Below are 21,882 nucleotides of genomic sequence, written 5' to 3' on the forward strand. Positions count from 1 at the left end.
AATGGATATATTCAAAAAATGCTATGAATTCAAAGAAGCGGAGAAAGCAAAACAATTAGGCTACTATCCTTATTTTCATCCTGTCTCTTCCGCTGAGGATACAGAAGTAGTGGTGGATGGCAAAACCCTTGTAATGTTGGGGTCCAACAATTACCTTGGGCTCACCACCCATCCTTACGTAAAGAAAAAAGCCCAGGAGGCTATTGAAAAATACGGTACAGGAAGCTGTGGTTCAAGATTCTTGAACGGAACTCTTGATATTCATGAAGAACTTGAGGAAGAACTGGCAAAATTTGTTGGGAAAGAAAAGGCACTGGTCTTCAGCACTGGTTACCAAACAAACCTCGGGATAATGTCGGCACTCCTTGGCAAACACGATGTCGTGGTCCTTGACAAGTGGGATCATGCAAGTATTGTAGATGGTACAAGGCTCGGCTATGCCCATGTTTTAAGGTTTAAACACAACGATATGGAACATTTAGAAAAGATTTTAAAAGCCATTCCCGAGGAGAGGGGCATCCTGATCGTAGTAGATGGCGTTTTCAGTATGGAAGGCGACATTGCAAATCTACCAGAACTCGTGAAAATAAAGGAAAAATACGGAGCAAGGTTAATGGTTGATGATGCCCATTCCGTTGGCATATTGGGAAAAACAGGGGCTGGAACCGCCGAACACTTTGGTTTAACGGAGAAAGTAGACTTAATAATGTCGACTTTCAGTAAGTCCTTCGCTTCCATCGGTGGTTTTGTTGCAGGAGATGCAAAAGTAATTGAATATATTAAACATTTCGCAAGGCCAATGATTTTCAGTGCTGCCTTAGCTCCGGGTCAGGTAGCTGCTGCCAGAGCAGCTCTCGAAATTATGAAAAATGACCACGAGAGAAGGGAAAACCTCTGGAGAAACACAAAGTTCTGGCACAACGGTTTGAGAAGCCTTGGATTTGACATTGGAGAAACCCAAACCCCAATTGTACCTGTAATCATAGGCGATGATATGAAGACCTTCATGTTCTGGAAAAAACTTATGGAGTATGGGGTATACACCAACCCCGTTATAACCCCCGCTGTTCCACCTGGAAGACAGCTTATAAGAACAAGTATTATGGCAACACACACCATTGAACAACTGGAGAGAGCATTAGAGGCCTTTAAGAAAGCAGGCCGAGAGCTGGGACTCATCTCATAGAATTTCTGGAATGTTTAAAGTCTCATTAGTAGTAGGTGCGAGACCAAACTTCGTTAAGGCGGCTCCACTTTTTTATGCTTTGAAAAAAATCCCATCCATTGAAGTCGAATTAGTCCACACAGGACAGCATTACGATGTGAATATGTCTGATGTTTTCTTCAGCCAATTAGAATTGCCCATCCCCGATGTTAACCTTGAAGTCGGTTCCAAATCCCATGGTAAACAGACAGGTGAGATGTTGATAAAACTTGAAGAGCATTATACCAGCTCCAAGCCTGATTTGGTGGTCGTCTTTGGTGATACCAATTCGACCTTAGCAGGTGCACTATCCGCTGTAAAACTTGGAATAAAAGTTGCCCATGTTGAAGCGGGTGTGAGAAGTTTCGATATGACAATGCCGGAAGAAGTAAACAGGATTCTCGTGGATAGAATTTCCGATCTACTCTTCATCCCTGACAAATACGCTAATTCGAATCTAAAAAAGGAAGGCATACCGCAACATAAAATCTTTCTCGTTGGAAACATTGTAATTGATACTCTCGTGAAATATCAAGGTAAAGTGGAATCCATCGAAAAAGATGTACTGAATAAAGCGAAGTTGAACCCCCTACAATACGCCGTTGCAACGATACACAGGGCTGGAAACGTTGACGAAGAAAAAAGATTAAAGGAAATTATGAACATCTTAGAAAGATTGGCTCAAAAAATACCCATCGTCTTCCCAGTTCACCCAAGGACAAGGAAAAAAATCGAGGAAATGGGATATAAACCTGAAAAAGGGCTCAAATTCCTTGAACCTCTCGGATACCTCGAATTCATTGCCCTCTTAAAAAATTCCAGAATAGTCCTCACCGACTCAGGGGGCGTGCAAACGGAATCTACTTACCTTGGCATTCCCTGCTTAACCCTTCGAGAAAATACTGAATGGATTATTACCCTTAAAAAGGGCACCAATCACCTTGTAGGATACGATATTGACCTTATAGAAAGAATCGTCGACAAAATCCTGAGCGGAGAACCAAAGGGTGAAAAGGTTGCGAGAAAACCATCGAAAATTGAATTTTGGGATGGGAAAACATCGGAAAGAATATCTGAAATAATCAGCAATTTTCTAAAGGAGCAAAGCCATTAAGTTCAAGTCCCTTTTACAATTTGCAATTGCAACCTTTGTTTCCCGAATTCTCGGATTTATCAGGGATGCATCGATCGCATACTTAGTAGGCGCAGGGAGATTTGCAGACATATTTAACGTAGCCTTTAGAATTCCAAATTTTCTGAGGGATATGCTGGCGGAAAACGCAATGCAAACAGCCTTTGTACCAAATTACGTAAGGGCCTTAGAAAAAAACGAAGACCCAGATCACTTCTTAAACTTAATATTCACCATCTTTTTATTCGCATCGCTCCTAATCACTGTTCTTGGTATTATTTTTTCAAAGCAGATCGTGCTCGTTACTGCATACGGCTATACCAGCATACCCGAAAAGTTTTATAAAACCGTTGAAGTCACAAGGATAACCTTTCCTTACCTTATTATCGTTTCTATTTCCGCCCTCTTTCAGGCTGTTTTAAATTCGAAAAACGAATTTTTCCACCCTGCACTTTCCCCTGCCTTATTCGGCCTCGGAATTATTGTAATTACAATCGCTGCAAAATACTTTATCCCAGTAGAAGAATATACGAGAGTGCTTGGATATTCTGTCCTCTTTGGTGGCCTGCTGCAACTTTTATACTTAGCACAAAGGCTCGAGGTGCACCGCATTTACCCGAAACTTACCTTTAATTTCCACCATCCATATTTAAGGGATTTTGGAAAGTTACTCATCCCCGTTTTAATAAGCGTTGGTTTTTCTAAGATTGCACCCTTTATAAACACTCTTATAGCAACTTTTTTAAGAGAAGGCTCAATTTCTTATCTGACCTACGCCTATCGTTTGATGCAGGTACCGGTAGGCCTCTTTGCAGTGGGACTACAAACGGTCTCGATGCCTTCCTTTTCACGGATCGTCGCAAGGAACAAAGAAATTAGAGAAGCTTTATGGAAGTCTTTCTTCTATGCAGTGTTCTTAACCCTTCCCTCCTCTATTTTCATGATGTTTTACTCCGGTGAAATAGTTCAAATACTCTTTCAAAGAGGCGCCTTTACATATCTTGACACTCTCAACACCACCCAGGCCTTGATTTTATACACACCACACGTATTCGCTATCGGTGTATCAAAGATATTTCTAAACTATTACTTCTCTAAGGGAGAAATCAAGATTCCCAATATAAGCGTGGCTCTCGGGACCATAGTAAATATTACGATAGCACTTACACTCTCAAAATACCTTGATTTTCCAGCCCTTGCCCTTGCCGTATCTGCTGGGATGTCAACGCAGGCACTCTTTTTGACTGCAACGGTCTCTAAAGAGAGCCCTATGACGCCGGAATATTTACAGAAAGTAATCAAGGTTATGGTGGCAAGCTTAATTTCCCTTTTACCATGCTATTTCATACACTTGCGTACCCCCTTACAAAGGCTTACCGCAGGCTTTTTCCTTTATACCGCAACCTTTCTCTTAATCGCTTACCTTTGGGACTTCCTACCAGAAATAAAAGGTACTAAAAAATTTGAGGAGCAAAAGTTAAAATAATAGCATTATGGAGTTAACAAGGCTAAGGGGAAAGGAATTAAAAAAGGCACTATTAGCTGGAATCATAAAAGTTCAAGACCTTAAAGATGAATTAAACAAGATCAACATTTTCCCTGTTCCCGACGGTGACACTGGGACTAACCTCGCTGAAACCCTTGCGGGTGGTGTAAACATCCTAATCGAGTCTTCAAGTCTCAAGTTGTGTGAAATAGTAAGAAGATTCGCAGAGGCAATTCTTTTTACCTCTAAAGGCAACTCAGGTACAATTTTGTCTCAGTTTTTTACTGGATTTGCCGAGGCTTTGAAAGGAAAAGAGAGCATTACCACCTCGGAATTTGCTGAAGCATTAAAACACGCAACAGACACAGTCTACGCCTCCTTAGAGAAACCCGTAGAGGGAACTATCATAACGGTGATGAGAGAAGTTGCCGAATACGCTGTGGAAATTTCCGAGAGGGAAAGGGATTTTATCAAATTCTTAAGGCTGCTTCTGAATAAGGCAGAAAAGTCCTTAGCCAGAACCCCTGATTTGCTTCCAAAACTCAAAGAGAAAGGCGTCGTGGACTCCGGAGCCTTTGGTTTTGTTTTAATTTTAAAAGGTATTGTGGAGTACATAGATACAGGCAAAATCGAACTCAGCAAAGTCCCTTCAAAAGAGACCCGAAAAATAATAGAAGAAGAGAACATAGAACATAGATACTGCACAGAAGCAGTTATCAAAAGTGAAGGACTCGACAAGAAAAAACTGGCCCTTATTCTCGGGGCCCTGGGAAGTTCCCTCTTGATTGCAGGTGCTGGGGGACTTTTCAAAATTCACATCCATACTAATTGGCCTCACAAGGTCTTTGAAGCTCTGAAGGGAAAGGGCATCATACTAAAACAAAAGATTGATGATATGATAGAGATGAATCTAAAGGCCAGAAAGAAAAAATTTGGCGTGGTTGTGGATTCAACAGCGGACATACCTCTCGATATCGCCCAGGAGTTCGGGATAAATATAATTCCACTACAACTCATTATGAATGGGAAAACCTATCTGGAAGGGATTGAGATTGACAAAAAACAGGTCCTTGAACTTTTGGTAGAAGGCAAAACCCGACTCTCTACCTCTCAGCCTGACCCAATTTCCATTGAAAGAACAATAAAGGAAGCACTTTCAAAACACGAAAAAATTATGATCGTAACCCTTAGTTCCCAACTATCTGGAACCTTCAACGCAATAAGAATAGTAGCTTCAAAACACCCAAATGTATACCTTTTCGATGGAAAAATGGCATCCCTCGGTACAACCCTCCTCGCGCTCAGGGCGCTGGAAAAATTTGAAGAGGGTTATGACATCGAGAATATTTTGGAATACCTCAGGAAAGTTCAAAAGAAATCGCTTTTCATCCTCACTTTGAAAACCGTGAAATATCTTATGAAATCTGGTAGAATTTCTAACCTCAAAGGCGGAATTGCTGAGCTAATGCAAATAAAACCTATTATCGCAGTAAATTCTGAAGGTAAACTGGAAAACATCGGAACAGCCTTAGGAGAAGAAAAGGCATTTAAAAAGATCGTCAAAATTGCAAAGGAAAGACTTAATCCTTTCCAGACTTATGACTTTGGAATCGCGTACGTTGGGAAAAGTGAATTTGTTGAGCGTTTAGAGGCCTTCGTAAGATCAGAATTTTCAGTCAGAAAACTAATTGTAAATGAGGCTGGACCTTTACTCTCCCTTCATGTAGGTCCCGGTGCTTATGGTCTTGTCGCTCTGCCGGTGTTCTAATCTACTAACGATACAATCCCTTCCTTAAAATATAATCAGAAACCCTTTCCGGGACAAAGAATCTTATACTTTTGCCCTGTTTAACCCTTTCCCTTATTTCCGTTGAAGAAATGTCAATGAGCCTTTCGTCCAAAAAAATGACTTTCTCTGAGAATATGGGCTTGAGCTCCCAGCCAGGTCTTTTCAAAACAATAAAATTCACCATTTCAAGAAGCCTGTCATAATTATACCAGCTTGGCAAAGCTCGATACTGGTCCGCACCGATTATTAAATAGAATTCTGCCTCGTTAAGTTTTTCTTTCAATTTTTCCAGCACATTTACAGTATAGGATGGGACAATATTCTCCACAGCTTCAAAATCTGAAGCCTCAAAATATTCAAAGCCGGACGTAGCGAGCTTAACCATATTAAAGCGATCATCAAAGGAGGCATAGGTTCCTTTGTGGGGCGGCTTGTAATTCACTAAAAAGACAATTTTGTCCAATTTCACATTCTCCCAAACATCTTGAGCAAGAATAATGTGTCCAATATGAATGGGATCAAAGGCACCACCAAAGATACCTATTTTTTGCATGATTTTTCGATTGCCTTTGCTAAGATCTTGATACTCTTTTGAAAACCTTTATCCTTTAAGTTTCCAATATCGTCAAAGAGAACCCTCGCTGAATCACACTCTTTCCTTAATAAATAACTCCTTACTTTTAGGATTTTCGCCGCAGTAATCAGACTGTCATCCTCAGGAAACTCTTCAAAAACAAGATCTATGTAAACATCGGCGGCCCTTGGTTGGCCAATCTTTAAATAAGTATCTGCTATGTATAAATATTTCAGACCCTTACGCCTGTATAGTGTCTTCTCGAGTTCTCTTGCCTTTGCCATCTCTGGAGAATCGGGAAACCTGCTCTTAAACTCTTCAATATACCTCTTGGCCTCGTTGATGGATTCTGTATCCCTTGAGATCGTCTTACTTTTTTCCATATAGCACTCTGCTAACTCCAAGTAAGAAACCGCCACATACTCACTGGTAGGAAAGGTATTGATTAAAAAGATATATTCAGTTATTGCATCATCGTAGTTTTTCGCCTCTTTATAGCTTTTGGCAAGGTAATATTGAGCTGCGTCAACGCTGTCACTGAGCGGATATTTAAAAACAAACTCCTTGAAGAGCTCCGCAGACTGATTGTACTTCTTCTTATCAAAATATTCTTTAGCTCTTCTGAAAAGGTAATCTGAAGTTGCAGGAGGCTGTGCCTTCTTTGCTTGACAGGACATAGAAAATAACAGCGCCAATAAAATTAACTTTTTCATGCTGACTCCTTTCCTTGATTATAAAGGAAAGTGTGCGTCAATTAAACTTTACCTTCATAAATATAAGGCTGGATAAAAGGCCGAAGGAGGCAACCGTACCCCAGATCAAAATGGGAGTCTTAAGGAACATATCAATTAAAACTCCACCGATAAAGGGTGCTACCGCCCATGAGAGACCTTCAATAAACCCGAGAAAACCTATATATAGACCCCTCTTGTCTTCTGGCGCCATTGCCGAAGTTATAGTGGTCAAAAGGGGCATAGCCAGCATTTCACCGAGGGTCAAAAGGACGACTCCAACCGCAAAGTTTACAAAATTCCTTGAAAAGGTAAAATAAAAATACCCCACAGAATATAGAAGCGAGCCAAGGATCAAGCCCTTTTTGTACCCAACGTAATCAACAATTTTGATAATGAGCATCTGGAAGAAGACCACCATAAAACCATTGATACTGTAAAGATAACCGATCTGAACGTTATCCAGACCCTTAGACTTGGCATATACAGAGAGGGTAGAGATAAGCTGGCCCATGAGAAGAGAAAGAATGAAAGTTCCGGCGATAAATACAATGAAATTTTTGTGTTTGAAAACTTCACCAAAGGAAACTTCCTTTTTAACATCAACATTGACACTTTCTCCCTTAGAGGAGACAAGGTACACAATCAAGAAAACACAAATTATTTGGAGCAAAAAAGAGGCAAAGAAAGTTAGAGCGTATGAATAGCGAGAAATAAATCCACCAATGGATGGACCAATGGCAAACCCCAAGTTACCTCCCACTCTTATCACGCTGTAGGCAAAAGGCCTATCTGGCTCATCGATATTTTTCGCCACAAAGACATCGGAGGCAGACATAAAAAAGCTGGCTCCACCAGAGTTGAGTAGAAAGAAAAAGAAAAACAAAAGTGGATTCGCCTTTAGTAGAATCAAAATTGAAAAACCTAAAAAGCCTGTTGCCCTGAAAAGCAAACCAAGTTTCATCACGGTATCAGTGGGCAGGGTATCAGACAGTTTACCAGCGTAAAATCTTAGAAAGGATCCCAGTATAGACGCAAAACCGATAATAGAACCAACGAGGCTCATGGGCACGCCCCGTACGTTGTAAAGATAAATGCTTAAAAAGGGAATACTGATCGCATAGCTTGCAGATTGCAATCCACGAATCACCGCAAGGCTATAGAGTTTAAACGCAGTCTGCTTCTCCACATGATTATTGTAAGGCAGATTGTTCGTATTATGAACTAATCGAGGGATGACTATTTACTTTTCGGTCTTATGCAATTATAATATACTTGTTCTTACTCAAGAGGGGGTGTATTGGATTCGACAGGGCCGGTTTGAATCATAGAGCGCATGCCGGGGTGTGGCCACCTCGTTAATAAGGCCACAAAAAACAACTGCCAACTACAGCTACGCATACGCTGCTTAATTAAAGCAGCCGTCCCTTTTCGGGGTGCTCCTGCCCGAAAAGAGGGCGTGATACACAGGAGCTGGACTCGGGCCCACGCCTTCAGGGTTCGGGTCGAGAACCAAGAAGGCTATCCCTCAAAGCACCTGCCTGTCGGTGCGAGAGGGAGAAATTCAAAGACAGGCTAAGCATGTAGGGCTCTATGGTTCAAGGCCCCTGGACGCGGGTTCAATTCCCGCCACCTCCACCAGTCTTATTTCCGGACCAATTAAAAAATCCTAAATTTTTAAAAACATCACATTGAACTGTAAAAATTTATAGCTCTACAACTTTTTTAGACCAAACTGGTTTCGATGATTCAAAAGAATTTTGAAAAGCGAGCCCCCGTTAGACTTCAAAAGTTTAAAATCAATAAACTCAAGAAAACTCCCACCGAAGAGAAAACTTAGGAATTTTAAAAAACTTGTCTTAGATTAATAAATTGGGGCCGCCCCGTTTCACGGGGCGGCCCCAGTTCCAATTAATCAAAGCCTCCGACAAGCCAACTCTTTACTCTTCCCTCTTCGCCTTGATTTTCTCAAAATAGGCATAAATCACCGGTACAACGAAAAACGTCATAATTGTTGAAGCGGTGAGTCCGCCAATCATGGCCACGGCCAAGGGTTGCCTTAAAGCGCCACCTTCCGTATGACCAGACAAAGCCATTGGTATTAATCCAAAAATAGTAGTTAAGTTTGTTATAAGTACAGGCCTTAATCTTACGACTGAACCTTGAATAACCGCTTCCAGCGGATCAACGCCTTTTTCCCTTAGCTCCTTATAGAATGTCAACATGACAATCGCCTGGTTTACCACAACACCTACGAGAATCAAAGCGCCAACCATTGAGGAAACCGAAATTGTAGTGCCTGATATCCACAGAGCCAGAACCACACCGATGAAAGCAAGGGGAATAGTTAGCATAATAATTATCGGATCTTTTAAGGATTCCAGTTGGGCCGCCAAAATCATATAAACGAGAACTATTGCTGCAAGGATAGATATTCCAAGGTTCTTTATCATATCCTGAACCTGCTCAAACTCGCCCTTAATCTGTAAGCTGTAGCCTTCCGGAAGAGAAAGCTTAAACAGCCGATCCCTAATTTCAGTGAACACCTCGCTTTTCTTTCTACCCTGAATATCAGCAAGAACTTTTATGACCCTCGACTGGTTCTCATGATCAATTTGTACTGGCCCATAATCATAGGAAAAATCTGCTATTTCCTTCAAAGGAATTACAGCCCCTGTCGGAGTCAGTATGGGGAAGTAATAGAGCTTTTCGACATTTTCTTTCAAATAGGTCGTATCGGCTTTCAAAACGAGATTGTAATCCTTCCCCCTCAATCTTAATTTTGTTGTGGTCATTCCCTGGAGGGCGATCTGGAGTTCCCTCTGAATTTGAATGGGAGTAAGCCCAAAGTACGCCGCCTTGTCTCTAAGAATATTCATTCTTAATTCAGGTTTCGCCTTTTTAAGTGAAATCTCAACGCCTGTTATCCCTTTGATTTTTCCAATCTCTTCAGCCACTCTGTTTGCAAGGGATGATAGTTCTTCAAGGTCTTCACCATAAAGAGAAATTTCCACCGGTTTACCTGCGCCCCCAAAGACCAAAATATTAACAAGATCCATAGACTTTACAGTAGCGCCCTGATAAACGGGTGCTTTCTCTAAAATCTCATTTGCGATCTGCATTGCGCTCTTCTTTCTTTTTGAAGCGTCAACAAGTCTAATAAGTAATGTTGCAGAGTTGCTCCCCTGCGAGGTGCCAAACATCATCCCTGTTTCCGAAGATCCACCTGTCGCCATTACTCTCTGAACTTCAGGGTATTCTTTAGCAATATCAATAATCTGATCCACGTAGTGCTCCGTCTCCTTAAGATTGGTTGCCGGAGGAAGTTCAATGGAGATTACTGCAGTTCCCATATCCATTGGAGGCAAAAATTCTTTATCAATGAATTTAAGAAGGGGAATGGAAGCCAGGAACAGAACAATAGTGCCGATTAAAACGAGGCCTCTTTTTGGCAAAACGAAGTTTGTAAGCAATTTCTGGTAAAACTCTCTGATAGGAGTAAACCAGTAACGCTTTCTCATTTCTTTAAGGGCGACCGTCTGAGTAATGTAGCTTGAAGTTATTACCGGAATAATCGTTACAGCAACAAGAAGTGAAACCAGAAGAGTAATAGTAACAGTTACTGCAAGGGGTTTTGTGAACTGTCCTATCAAACCGCCAATATAAATGAGGGGAAGGAATACTACAATATTTGTTAAAGTTGACGCAGATATTGCGGTCCAGACCTCCTCAGTACCGCTAATAGCGGCACTATACCTGTCTTCACCGAGCTCTTCGTGTCTGAAAATATTCTCAACTACTACAACGGCCGCGTCCACTAACATTCCAACACCCAGTGATATTCCTGCAAGGGTCATCATATTGAGAGAATAGCCTAAGAAATAAAGAATTGTAAAAGATATGATAACCGAGAAAGGAATTGCTAAACTGATGATAACCGTTGGCCTAAGATCGATGAGGAAAAGGAAAATCATCAATGCAGCAAGAATTGCACCAATAATCCCGCTGTTTATAGTCTCTGAAGCAGATTTTGTTATAAAACGTGACTGGTCAAATCCCTTTTCCAGTTTTATATCCTTATACCATTTCGAAAGCCTGCTGATCGCTTTATCCACCCGCTGGACAACTTGAACCGTGTTTGCACCAGACCTCTTATAAACAGAGACAATTATAGCTTCATTTTTGAAGGACTTCGCAAAGCCCAGCCTTTCCGACTCTGTGGAATATACCTTTGCAATATCCTTTAAGAATACAGGAAGTCCATTTTTCCTGAAACCAACCACCTGATTTTCCAGGTCTTTTACTCCACCGTACTCTCCTATGGTCCTTATCAAGAGTGTCTTCTGTCTTATATCGACCTTCCCTGACGGAAAGTTGAAATTGTTAAGCTGGAGCATCTGTGAAATCTGGGAGAAGGAAACACCAGCCTCAATGAGCTTTGGTATGTCTACTTCGACCCAGTACTCAATATCCCTTCCACCAAGAACATCAACTGTCGCAACGCCCTCGACCCTTTCAAGATAGGGTGCTATATCATCCTCAAGGAGCTTCTTAAGTTGGGTCAACGTGTATCTGTCAGAGGTAGCAACGTAACGAGCCACTGGCATCATTGAGGCATCAAACTTAAAAACAATCGGCTTTTGGACATCCTGTGGTAAATACCTTTCAATTAGACCGATTTTGTCTCTAACTTCTTGAGCTGCAAAATCCAGATTCGTTCCCCATTCAAACTCCACTATAACTAATGATATGCCTTCTAAGGACTGGGAAGTTACCTTCTTTACGCCAGAGACCGTCGAAACCACGCTCTCTATGGGTTTTGTTACTAACTGCTCAATATCCTCCGGAGCAACGTTTTCATATCGAGTAACGACAGTCACTGCAGGGTAGGTCATCTGAGGCAGAAGGTCAAGGCCCATCCTCGATAGTGAAACTGCACCGAGAACTAAAAGGACGCCAATGAACATTAAAATCGTTACAGGATGCCTGACAGAAAATTTAATCATAACTTATTTCCCTCCAATTTCAACATGTGCGCCATCGTAGAGGCCTTCGGCTCCAAGAGTTACAACAAAATCACCCGGCTTAAGATCCCCTTTCACCTCTGCTCGTCCTTCGCTTACAATACCAACCTCGACAGGAATTTCTTTCGCTATGCCATCCTTGACAGCATAGACGACGGTTTTATTACCCTTCTGCACCAGAGCAGTTTCAGGTACGATTAAAACCTGAGATTTTCTTCTTACGACAATTTTAACCTTTACAACGGAACCGTACTCAAAAGCATTTTCATTTAGAGCAATCCTCGCTTTCCCTGTGAAGCTCATTGGATCAACCCCCTGAGACCTCGTAACTACTTTTCCTGCAACAACCTTATTATCACGAACTGCATAGGCGAGGGATCCAACTCGCACTTTGCCCAAATCTTCCGAGGAAAGCCCAACTTCAATAGCCTGCTTCTCAGATACGATATAGGCAAAGGGCTGCGTCTGCAAAGCCATCTGCCCTACCTTACCATTTATCAAGGTAATAATCCCATCAATCGGAGAAGTAATCTGCAAGTATTCAGTCTTCACACCGGGTATTTCTCTATCAAGAAGGGCAATCACTTCGTCTTTCTTCACCCTATCACCTTCATTTTTCAATATGCTAACAACTCTTCCAGGCATTACGGGAAAAACTGGAGCCTCTTCCAATCCAGTAACTCTACCGTATGTATAAATATACTCGCTAATTTCGCCAAGCTTAACCTTATCAGCTTTCACAAGAAATTTCCTTACACTTTCACTTTGGGCATGAAGAACCCCAAGAATCAGAAGAGACATTACAATTTTATTAAAAACCTTCATAGCTACCTCCTTATTTTATTCCTTTCAAGGTTTTTTCCAGGTCCATTGCCTTAAAGATACAATCCGCAAGAGACTGTAATAGCAACGTCCTCTGAGAAAAATAGTTGGTTTCAGCATCAACAAAATCAAGTTGCGTAGCAAGCCCCCTCTCATATTGCGTCTTAACTGTGTTATAAAGGGCTTCAGCCACCCGAAGATTTTCTTTCTGAGCCTCATACTTCTCTAAAGCTATCTTTAAGTTCCTCTTTGCTTTCTCAAACTCGAGAACAGCAGCATTCTTTTGATACGCCATCGTGTAAGAAAGGGCCTTCTTCTGATAGTAAGCCTCTTGCATCTGATAATTACCCTTTAAACCGTCAAAGATAGGGAAAGATAAACCGACGGTAAAGGCCCAGTAGTCTTTCCATATATTTTCAAAGCCAAAGGGTTTTTGCATAAGATAATTGAAGGAATAAAAGACGCTGGGAAGATTGGCTGCAGAATAGTTTTTCATTGTTAAATCAAGAATCTTTTCTTTTAGGGCAAGGCTTCTTAAATCGTACCTTGAGTCTACATTGAGCTCTGAACCGAGAAGGGTGTTGAAGTAAGCTGTGTCAATGGTAAGAGAATCCACGAGTACTATCTCGACAGAGTCAGAAAGGCCTATGACCAATCTTAGCATATCAAGAACATCTCTATAAGACCTCTCAGCATCCATCACCTGAACCCTGTTGTTCTTATATTTAGCCTCGGCTTGGAGAAGTTCCACTTCCGTTGCAGTTCCAACGGAGTATTTTCTTTTAGTTGTCTCATAATGTTCAAGGAGCTCTTCATCGACCTTTTTTGAGAGATTGACAAACTCCCTCATAACCAACGCATAGCTGTAGAGTTGTTTAATCTGGAAAGCCAAATTTTCTGAGCTCGCAGAGTCAGACAGAATCTTATCGTAGAGATTTAATGCCGCAATTTTGTAGGTTCTCAGGAGAGTCCCCCAGGTAAAAATGACCTGGCTTATTCCCAGGTTTATATTGTAATTGTCCTTTTGACCGAAGGGGATCGAAACACTATGACCAACGGGGATGAAGGCACCAGAGGGAGTTCGTACAAGACTATCGAGCTGAAAGCTTTTCATCTCCTGAACAATGGATACCCTTCTATAGCTTGCATCCAGCTTTACCTGAGGTAGAAAAACTGAGCGAGCCTGCAACTTTTGAGATTCAGCAGCTTTGACCTGTGCCTTTGAAGCCTGGAGAAGCGGACTACTTTGAAGTCCTATTTCTACTGCACCTTTTTGAGTGAGGTACAGTGTATCACTTATGGAAATTATAAGAAGAATTAGCGCAACCATAGTGCACTCCTTTACTTTTTAATAAATGCCCTTTTAAAGATTGAAAACACTTCCTCTTCGACGCTTTCAGAAAGCGTCCCCTCTATTACACTATTAAAAATGGGCCTCACAACCATGCCCACGAAAGCATTAGATAAGACCTCTACATTCCCTTCGTAGGCAATCCCTTGTTTGATTGCATCTTCAAACAGATCTTTTATAAACCGCGTAAATTCTTTCTGTTCCTCAATAATTGCGTTTTTTATCCTCTCGTTCCACAAGTTTGCCAATGGTATTTCATACATCATTCGTATGATAAAATCTCTGTTTTCGTCGATTAGCAACACAAGGGTTTTTATAAGCGCCCTAATTTTATTTTCAAAAGAATTCTGAGTCTCAAGAGCCTCTTTTAGCCTCTGAATGAAGTATTTAATACCTTCTTTTATCAAGCACTGATAAAGATCCTCCTTGGACTGGAAATAGAGATAAAGGGTTCCCTTCGCTACCCCAGCCTCCTTAGCGACATCCTCCATTTTGGTCTCGTAGAACCCCTTTTTACCTAAGACGTCCCTTGCTGCAATAAGTATTTTTTCCCTTGTTTCCATATTTACACCCCTGACTGACCAGTCAGTCATATACTATGGATGTAGAAAAATAAAATGTCAAGTAAGCCACGTAAACCTTTCTATAAGAGCGGGATAGCTGAGCACTAAAAGCTAAGCAGCACTCTTACTTATTATCTCGTCAAGTTCCTGACCTGTAATAGTTTCCTTCTCAAGGAGATAATTTGCTACTTGATGAAGTAGCTCCATTTTTGACCTGAGAATTTCCACTGCCTTATCAAAGGCATTTTTTACAATCTCTTTTATCTCATTATCAATCAATCTGGCAGTCTCTTCTGAATAATACTTTCTCACACCAAGCTCTCTACCGAGAAAGATTTCCTCTTCTTCCTTCCCGAGAGTTACAGGTCCAATCTTTTCCGACATTCCCCAATCGGTAACCATTCTCCTCGCGATCTCGGTAGCCTTTGAGAGATCATCGGCCGCACCGGTGGATTCTTCGTTAAATACAAGAAGTTCTGCTGCTCGGCCACCAAGAAGTACAGATAGCTGGGTCAGAATGTAAGACCTGGTATAAAGATACCGGTCTTCACTGGGGAGAGATTGGGTCGCTCCTAAGGCCCTTCCATGAGGAATTATAGTTATTTTATGAACAGGATCAGCACCTGGCAAAAACTTAGCAACAAGTGCGTGGCCCGTTTCATGATAAGCAATCCTTTTCTTTTCCTCCTCAGAAATAACCATACTTCTTCGCGCGATTCCCATTATTAATTTGTCCTTGGCCTCTTCAAAGTCCTGCATTTCAACTACTTGCTTGTTCTTCCTCGCAGCAAGAAGAGCAGCCTCATTGACAAGGTTAGCCAAATCAGCACCAGTAAAACCTGGTGTAGATTGAGCAATTAACTTAAGGTCCACATCGGGGCCAAGGGGGATCTTTCGCGTATGTATCTTTAAAATCTCCTCTCTGCCCTTAACATCCGGAATGGGGACATAAACTCTTCTATCAAACCTCCCCGGTCTCAAAAGCGCAGGGTCAAGGATATCAGGCCTATTAGTAGCCGCCATGACAATAATACCTTCCGAAGAGTCAAATCCGTCCATCTCCACAAGAAGTTGATTTAGGGTCTGCTCCCTTTCATCGTGTCCACCACCAAGTCCTGCACCCCTAAGTCTTCCAACGGCATCAATCTCATCGATAAAAACTATACAAGGTGCATTAGCCTTAGCCTGCTCAAAAAGGTCTCTTACCCTTGCCGCTCCAACACCTACGAAAAGCTCTACAAATTCAGAACCAGAAATTGAAAGAAAAGGCACTCCTGCCTCTCCCGCAACTGCCTTTGCCAGCAAAGTCTTACCGGTACCAGGCGGTCCAACAAGCAAAACACCTTTGGGAATCCTCGCACCGATTCTTGCAAATTTATGAGGGCTTTTCAAAAACTCAATGATCTCCTGTAGCTCGATTTTAGCTTCATCACAACCTGCAACATCATTAAAGGTTACTTGAGGCTTTGATTCCTTCAGGACTTTCACTCTGCTCTTTCCAAATCGAATTGCTTCTCGCTGACTTGCATTCATCTGTCTAAAAAAGAAAAACCAGAAAAAGGCAAGCATTAGAAGCCAGGGAATTGAACCCGCAATCAAATTCCAGCCAAGGCTTTTTTCCTTAGAATAAACTTGAACATTTTTCGAGGCAAGAAGTTTAACAAGCTCTGCATCCTCAAAGGGCAATGTAACCTTAAATCTCAAGTATTCTTTGTTGTCAACTTTAAAAGGCTCTTTAAAAAGACCTTCCACGCTCTTTCCAGATATAAGAACCTGGGATACATTACCCTTATCAACCTGGGTATAAAAATCGGTAAAGGATATTTCTACAATGTCCTTTTCCGATGAAAGGTAATTGTAAAGAGTCAAAAACACAAGAAAAATCAATATCCAAACAACCAAATTTCTAACAATGTCACTTTTCATTATTCTCCACCTCTCTTATTTCCTCCGGCATAAGTTCCCTTATGTAAGGGAGATTTCTATATTTCTCGGCGTAATCAAGGCCGTATCCTACAAGAAATCTATCCGGGACCTCGAATCCCACGTAGTGTAGCTCTATATCCACCACCCTTCTCTCTTTCTTGTCTAATAAAACGCAAACTCTTAAGCTATTCGGCTTTCTTCCCTCCAACAATTCGATCAGATACTTCAGGGTCAACCCACTGTCACAAATATCCTCCACGAGGATTACATCCCTACCCTCGATTGAAGTGGAGAGGTCCTTCAAAATCTTCACAATACCAGAAGTCTTTGTAGATTTTCCATAGCTCGAAACGGCGAGGAAATCAACCTCTAAAGCCATATCCTTTAACTCCCTTATTAGATCGGCAAGGAAAATAAAAGACCCCTTTAATACGCCGACAAGAATAGGAACAGTGGCTTCGTAGTCTCGTCTTATTTGTGAAGCTATTTCCTTAATCCTTTTCTTGATTTGTTCTTCAGTTATCAAAAATCCAGTATTCTCCTTCATGGATTTTCTTTACCTCCAAAAAAATGTCGCCTACGACCTCCTCCTTTCTAAAACCGGGGACCCACAGAATTTGGCCTTTACTTTCAAAAACGGGATAATATCGTCTCTTCCAGGCCTCTACTCCCTTAGAATAAAATAAATCGGAAAGTTTCTTTCCATTGTAAACATCACCCTCTTTCCAGGCCCTAATTGTAAGAGGAAAGTCAGCCTTTCTAAAACCCATCACAAAAGTACCCGCTGAAAAACTTTGAGAACGCTCTATCGCAAGGTTGAAATCGTAAAGTTTTAAAGGTAAATCTTCCAAATCAATTTGCAGTTCTGGGAACCTCTTCTCTTCAGGACCAACAAAGATTTCCTTTGAACTCGCAAAAACTTGAAAACCTCTCACTTTTCCAGACTTCCCTTGATTTATTATACTTTCAAAGTTTTCCACTTCCTGAAAACTCAAATTTAACCTCCGCTGAATAAAAAGTTTTTGCAGAAAATAATGATAATTTCTAAACTTCGAACAATCAATTAAAGTGGCCCATGGAAAGGTGTTCTTAAGGGCCTCCTTTTCCATCCTTTCCAGTTCGATTTCGAGAAAATTAGTAAAATCCACCAAAATTTCTGCAGTTTCCCTTATTTTGTCAAAGGACCCTGGCCTAATGGTCTCCAAATAAGGGATAAGTTCCAATCTTATGCGGTTCCTCAAATAAGTTGTCTCAAGGTTTGACGAATCTATTACATAAGGAACTCCTTTCGACTCAAGGTATTGTTCAATTTCTTTCCGGGTTATAAATATCAAAGGTCTAATAATTCTTCCACGCACAGGCGGAATTCCTTTTAATCCCATAACCCCCGTGCCCCTCAAAAGGTTGATGAGAAAAGTCTCGACGGAATCTGAGGCAGTGTGAGCGAGAGCAATTTTATCAAAACCACCCTTTTCCAAATATTCATTGAACTTTTCATACCTGAGCCTCCTCGCAGTCTCTTCAATGGATTCTCTATCTCTTTTTAAACTCCTGACATCTACTCTTTCAATAAACAAATCCATCATCTCCTTACTGCAAAATTCCTTGCAAAAGGCCTCGTCTCTAAAAGATTCTTCACCCCTGAGCATGTGGTTCACATGAAGACAGCTAAAGCCTATACCAAAGTAGTCCCTAACTTCCTTCAGGATTTCCACAAGGAAGACAGAATCAGGCCCCCCTGAAAAACCCACTAAAATTTTATCCCCTTTCTGAATCATATTGTACTTCTTCACGGCCTTAATGAATTTTTCGAGAAGAATGGGATCCATCAACTAAAAAGCCACCTTAAACACATCAGGCTTAAAATAAAGGAAGGCACCAAAGGAACTGGAAAGCTTATATTTCCAATCTAAAAAGAAACCTGCATAAATGCATTTTCTTTGATAGCCAAGCATTGTGAATAGCTCTCTTTCCACTTTACCTGTAGGGAAAGGCATATTCTTGGGATAGCCGCTATTTTCCCAATGCTCTTTTAAAGTTCCCTCTCCCTTATTCAATTGAGCAACCCTCAGAATCACATAATCATCATTATTGAACTTTCTCAAATAGCTAAAATAAAAATCCAGGAGGTCATTTCCTCTTGGATAGCCAATCGGGAGCCCCATAAATTGCCAGGCATTGGTATCAGATACATGGGTGTAGGTAAAACGAGGGATAGCCACAAAAGAAAATCTCAAGAAGGAGCAGGAGTTAGGTGAAGCCTCCACCCCGGCACAGATTCCGTATTTGCTCGTCCCTCCCTTGAAGACGATAAAATCATCGTTTAGAAAATCTAAAAAGACACTAACCTTTTTACTAAAGTTAAGCTTACAGGCAATGCCACCTAATAGGTTATCGGAATTAGAAATGCCTCTTCTCTGTCTTTCGTAATAAAGGGAAACGGGATTAAAATACTTGAAATAATCCTTTCCTGTATGGGATACGGCTTCATAAAAAGTTACCATGAAATTGCTAAAGGGTTTCCACTCTAAGGTTTGATAAGAAATGGTCTTCTCAGGAAAGGTATCCTGGGTAACGGCAAAGGCTGAAACTACCTGAAATTTACTGAACCGGAAATTTAAGCGGTATACATGGTCTAATGGGTAGCAAAGCCCACTAAAGAGTAGACCTTCGCCTATCATTACATTATTTCTACCCACAAGAATACCAAAATTATCATTGGCATATTTGATGTAAGCCTTTTCAACATTTATATCAAAAAGGCTTGTGCCACCCACGATTGGCTGTTCATCAAAACTATAGAGGTTATACCTATTATCTGACAATGGTTCGTAAAAATTGAATTTGTATGGGGTTACGAAATTGAAGAAATTGACTCGTGTATAAACCAGGATGCTGTCAAAACGAACCCCGGCATCGAACTCGAGATCAAGGTAACTATTGGTATAATTTACACTACTTTTTGTTATGTTTACCAATTTTAAGCCCGGACTAAATTTCAGAAAGGGCTTGTTATCAGCGGTATCGTCGAAGGTCCAAACATAAGTATCAGTGCCCTTTAACAGAAAGTTTCTCCTAAGCTCAAAAAACTGAACAGAATAGTCCTTCAAAAAAACCGGATCATAAAAAGAAAAATTCAAAAGGAGGACAAGGAAAAAATTGATGCTCATAAAAGCATGTCAAAGGGGTCGAACCCAAAATCAACCACTTCTTTCATTCTATCACCATCGGGGACAAAAACTCCGACAAATCGACCATCTCCCAATCTGAAAAGCCTAACAAGATCATAGTCGGTACCAGAGTGGGAGCTTAAGATATTTCCAAACTCCACGATATCTTCATCGAAATTACTGTTATTATGATTGCCCTTGGTACAAAAGGTTACTGTCAACCGATAACTTTCAACTTTCATCAATTCGGCTTTTAACCTCAAATCTCTCTTACTATTAAACTCCTCTATAACTTTCTCCACCGAAACTCCTGCCATATCATACTCCTTAGGTAACTAAATAATTTTAATGCTAAATCACCTTGAATTCAATGTTTACGTTCGAGAATAACCACGTGTGTCGACCAAAAATCTTTAACTTCAGGTGTCCCATTGATTTTAATCAAATCGCTATAGCCAATATACCTTTTCAAATACCTGATACGCTGTTGTATCGTGACCCTGTCTTGGTCAACCTTCAGATCTCTTTCCAGGGATAGATTTCTATCCGAATAAGAAACGGATGGAGGAACATACTTTATTATGTACCCATTGGGTATTTTGACAATGAAGCAAACTTCTCTTTTTAAAACATTCCGAAAGCCCAAATAGAAGCCATTTCTAAATAACTCGGGGTCGATTTTGGGCATTTCCGGGATGTTTAAAATTAGATATCTTCCACTCTGTGAACCAATGCTCTTTAACCTGACTTTCCCGTTAATATAATAGGGTTTCTCTACATCCTTCTGGTTTCTTAGAACAGCCTTAAAATCTTTGATAACACCATATTCAGCAAACTCATTAGGCGAAACAAAGTTTTTTATGTTTTCAAGCTCTTCCTCCTCTTCACTCCAACTGCGGGAGAAGGAGCCGAGAAACCTATAAGAAGGGATCCACTTGGAAAACGAGATCAATTTTTTGGGAATATTAACAATTAGTGTTTCAGCGTACACATCTTTTCCTTCCACTTCCTGAACAGAATAGCTATTTAAGTCGGGGGAAAGTACAATCGCAACATGGCCTTCGTAAGGGGTGCTCAGTATCTTTTTTTCTCCCTGAAAGGGATATAAAAAGCTTTTACCATCATAAAGAATTATACTTTCTATGGCTGACAAAGCAGGAATTACCTTTAAAGTGTCAAACCCATAACGCAATACAAAAGCAGGGGAAAGCCCTTCAAAGGAGGAGATGAGTTTTAAAATTTCCTCGGGATAGGTCATAGAATTAAAGGATGCAGAACGTTCCCTATTTAAAGGAACATATCCCTGGATCTTGAAGCTTTCATCTTCAGGTGAATTTATCTTTTTACTTAGTTCTTCAAGCCGGCAAAGATCAAATTTCTGTGGTTTTATAGACTCAATCCTTTTGTAGTGTGCCAGCAAATAATGGGCTAAGGAATCCCATGTGGGAAAAGTAGAAAAGATCACATAGGGCGATATTAAATATTGTGGAGGGTATCCACCCCATCGGTTTCTAAAGATTTCAGGGAGATCTTTAACTTCAAACTCATAGATTCTACACCCTGATGAGTCTCTTAATCTTTCGGAATGGTCGTAACCCTCGACATTACCTTTCTGAAACCTTAAACCTGCATCAGGACTAAAGTAAAAAACCATTTTGCTATATTCAACGGGTATAGTAGTCCTGAAATACTCGATTCCATCAACATATTCGAAATTTCGCACAGTTCTCTCTATGCAATATTCGATAGTTGAACCAGGTTTAATAGAGACAAAGGAAATGTGAAGCTCTTTTCTGCTTTTAAGGAAAGGATAAGCATCAATGGTGGGATCTGCCACTCTGTTTATAGCATTCTCAGGAACGTTTATCGTGTCACCATCTGGACTAATAGTGCGAGCATAAATTATTTTGATATTCTCTGTTGAATCGTCATAAGGGAAAACCAAAGTACCGAACTCTTCTTTTGCATCCTCGGTCTTTATCAAGATCTTCTTCTCTTCTTTTATAGTTAGCAAACTGTCCCCAAGCCGGTATTCCTTGTAGCTGTACTTTACAAGATCTCCTCTACCTGCAATAAATTGCCCAAACAAAATTATATAAAAAAGCACCAT

Annotated in this window: 17 protein-coding genes and 1 other RNA gene; 5 read left to right on the forward strand and 13 right to left on the reverse strand. The window is 40.8% G+C overall.

Features of this window, described 5'->3' with window-relative positions; genetic code table 11:
* The first annotated feature begins 1 nt into the window (after window position 1).
* From ABIM45_02880 to ABIM45_02895, 4 genes are read left to right on the forward strand one after another with little or no spacing between them, the layout of a single operon-like run.
* On the forward strand, window positions 2-1,186 hold the full coding sequence (locus ABIM45_02880) for an aminotransferase class I/II-fold pyridoxal phosphate-dependent enzyme (protein ID MEO0238855.1): 1,185 nt from the start codon (window positions 2-4) through the stop codon (window positions 1,184-1,186).
* 10 nt (window positions 1,187-1,196) lie between these two features.
* Window positions 1,197-2,318: a UDP-N-acetylglucosamine 2-epimerase (non-hydrolyzing) gene (gene wecB, locus ABIM45_02885; protein MEO0238856.1), complete on the forward strand. Its 1,122-nt coding sequence runs from the start codon at window positions 1,197-1,199 to the stop codon at window positions 2,316-2,318.
* The gene (gene murJ / locus ABIM45_02890) at window positions 2,314-3,822 is read left to right on the forward strand and encodes a murein biosynthesis integral membrane protein MurJ (GenBank protein MEO0238857.1); all 1,509 of its coding nucleotides are present in this window, start codon (window positions 2,314-2,316) and stop codon (window positions 3,820-3,822) included. Before wecB ends, murJ begins: the two co-directional genes overlap by 5 nt.
* 7 nt (window positions 3,823-3,829) lie before the next feature.
* A complete protein-coding gene (locus tag ABIM45_02895; protein ID MEO0238858.1) occupies window positions 3,830-5,590 on the forward strand; it encodes a DegV family protein in 1,761 nt (586 codons plus the stop codon).
* 4 nt (window positions 5,591-5,594) lie between these two features.
* On the opposite strand, the gene nadD is transcribed toward ABIM45_02895, so the two are convergent.
* Genes nadD through ABIM45_02910 form a run of 3 tightly spaced genes read right to left on the reverse strand, consistent with a single transcriptional unit; the run spans window position 5,595 to window position 8,105 of the window.
* The gene (nadD, locus tag ABIM45_02900) at window positions 5,595-6,164 is read right to left on the reverse strand and encodes a nicotinate-nucleotide adenylyltransferase (GenBank protein ID MEO0238859.1); all 570 of its coding nucleotides are present in this window, start codon (window positions 6,162-6,164) and stop codon (window positions 5,595-5,597) included.
* Window positions 6,152-6,898, reverse strand: a complete 747-nt coding sequence (gene bamD / locus ABIM45_02905; GenBank protein MEO0238860.1) for an outer membrane protein assembly factor BamD — start codon at window positions 6,896-6,898, stop codon at window positions 6,152-6,154. The genes nadD and bamD overlap by 13 nt, the downstream gene beginning before the upstream one ends.
* 37 nt (window positions 6,899-6,935) lie before the next feature.
* Window positions 6,936-8,105: an MFS transporter gene (locus ABIM45_02910; protein MEO0238861.1), complete on the reverse strand. Its 1,170-nt coding sequence runs from the start codon at window positions 8,103-8,105 to the stop codon at window positions 6,936-6,938.
* A gap of 102 nt (window positions 8,106-8,207) precedes the next feature.
* Between ABIM45_02910 and ssrA the strand changes: the two genes are divergently transcribed.
* Window positions 8,208-8,557: a transfer-messenger RNA gene (ssrA, locus tag ABIM45_02915) on the forward strand.
* A 299-nt stretch (window positions 8,558-8,856) separates the two neighbouring features.
* Here ssrA and ABIM45_02920 read toward each other — a convergent pair.
* The 10 genes from ABIM45_02920 to ABIM45_02965 form a co-directional block, all read right to left on the reverse strand.
* Window positions 8,857-11,922, reverse strand: coding sequence for an efflux RND transporter permease subunit (locus tag ABIM45_02920; GenBank protein ID MEO0238862.1), 3,066 nt, complete (start codon window positions 11,920-11,922; stop codon window positions 8,857-8,859).
* 3 nt (window positions 11,923-11,925) lie between these two features.
* Window positions 11,926-12,765 (reverse strand): efflux RND transporter periplasmic adaptor subunit, encoded by an 840-nt coding sequence (locus ABIM45_02925; protein ID MEO0238863.1) that lies wholly within the window; start codon window positions 12,763-12,765, stop codon window positions 11,926-11,928.
* A 10-nt stretch (window positions 12,766-12,775) separates the two neighbouring features.
* Complete coding sequence (locus ABIM45_02930; GenBank protein ID MEO0238864.1) at window positions 12,776-14,092, reverse strand: TolC family protein; 1,317 nt, start codon at window positions 14,090-14,092, stop codon at window positions 12,776-12,778.
* Between the two features lie 11 nt (window positions 14,093-14,103).
* Window positions 14,104-14,676: a TetR/AcrR family transcriptional regulator gene (locus tag ABIM45_02935; protein ID MEO0238865.1), complete on the reverse strand. Its 573-nt coding sequence runs from the start codon at window positions 14,674-14,676 to the stop codon at window positions 14,104-14,106.
* Between the two features lie 111 nt (window positions 14,677-14,787).
* Window positions 14,788-16,602 (reverse strand): ATP-dependent zinc metalloprotease FtsH, encoded by a 1,815-nt coding sequence (ftsH, locus tag ABIM45_02940; protein ID MEO0238866.1) that lies wholly within the window; start codon window positions 16,600-16,602, stop codon window positions 14,788-14,790.
* Window positions 16,592-17,149 (reverse strand): hypoxanthine phosphoribosyltransferase, encoded by a 558-nt coding sequence (gene hpt, locus ABIM45_02945; protein MEO0238867.1) that lies wholly within the window; start codon window positions 17,147-17,149, stop codon window positions 16,592-16,594. Before hpt ends, ftsH begins: the two co-directional genes overlap by 11 nt.
* Window positions 17,118-18,431 (reverse strand): tRNA lysidine(34) synthetase TilS, encoded by a 1,314-nt coding sequence (gene tilS / locus ABIM45_02950; GenBank protein MEO0238868.1) that lies wholly within the window; start codon window positions 18,429-18,431, stop codon window positions 17,118-17,120. The genes hpt and tilS overlap by 32 nt, the downstream gene beginning before the upstream one ends.
* A 3-nt stretch (window positions 18,432-18,434) precedes the next feature.
* Window positions 18,435-19,772, reverse strand: coding sequence for a hypothetical protein (locus tag ABIM45_02955; protein MEO0238869.1), 1,338 nt, complete (start codon window positions 19,770-19,772; stop codon window positions 18,435-18,437).
* Complete coding sequence (locus ABIM45_02960; GenBank protein MEO0238870.1) at window positions 19,769-20,089, reverse strand: hypothetical protein; 321 nt, start codon at window positions 20,087-20,089, stop codon at window positions 19,769-19,771. Before ABIM45_02960 ends, ABIM45_02955 begins: the two co-directional genes overlap by 4 nt.
* Window positions 20,090-20,139: 50 nt before the next feature.
* Window positions 20,140-21,882 (reverse strand): DUF3857 domain-containing protein, encoded by a 1,743-nt coding sequence (locus ABIM45_02965; GenBank protein MEO0238871.1) that lies wholly within the window; start codon window positions 21,880-21,882, stop codon window positions 20,140-20,142.

Source organism: candidate division WOR-3 bacterium (assembly GCA_039803545.1).
Classification (GTDB): Bacteria; Hydrothermota; Hydrothermia; order UBA1063; family UBA1063; genus UBA1063.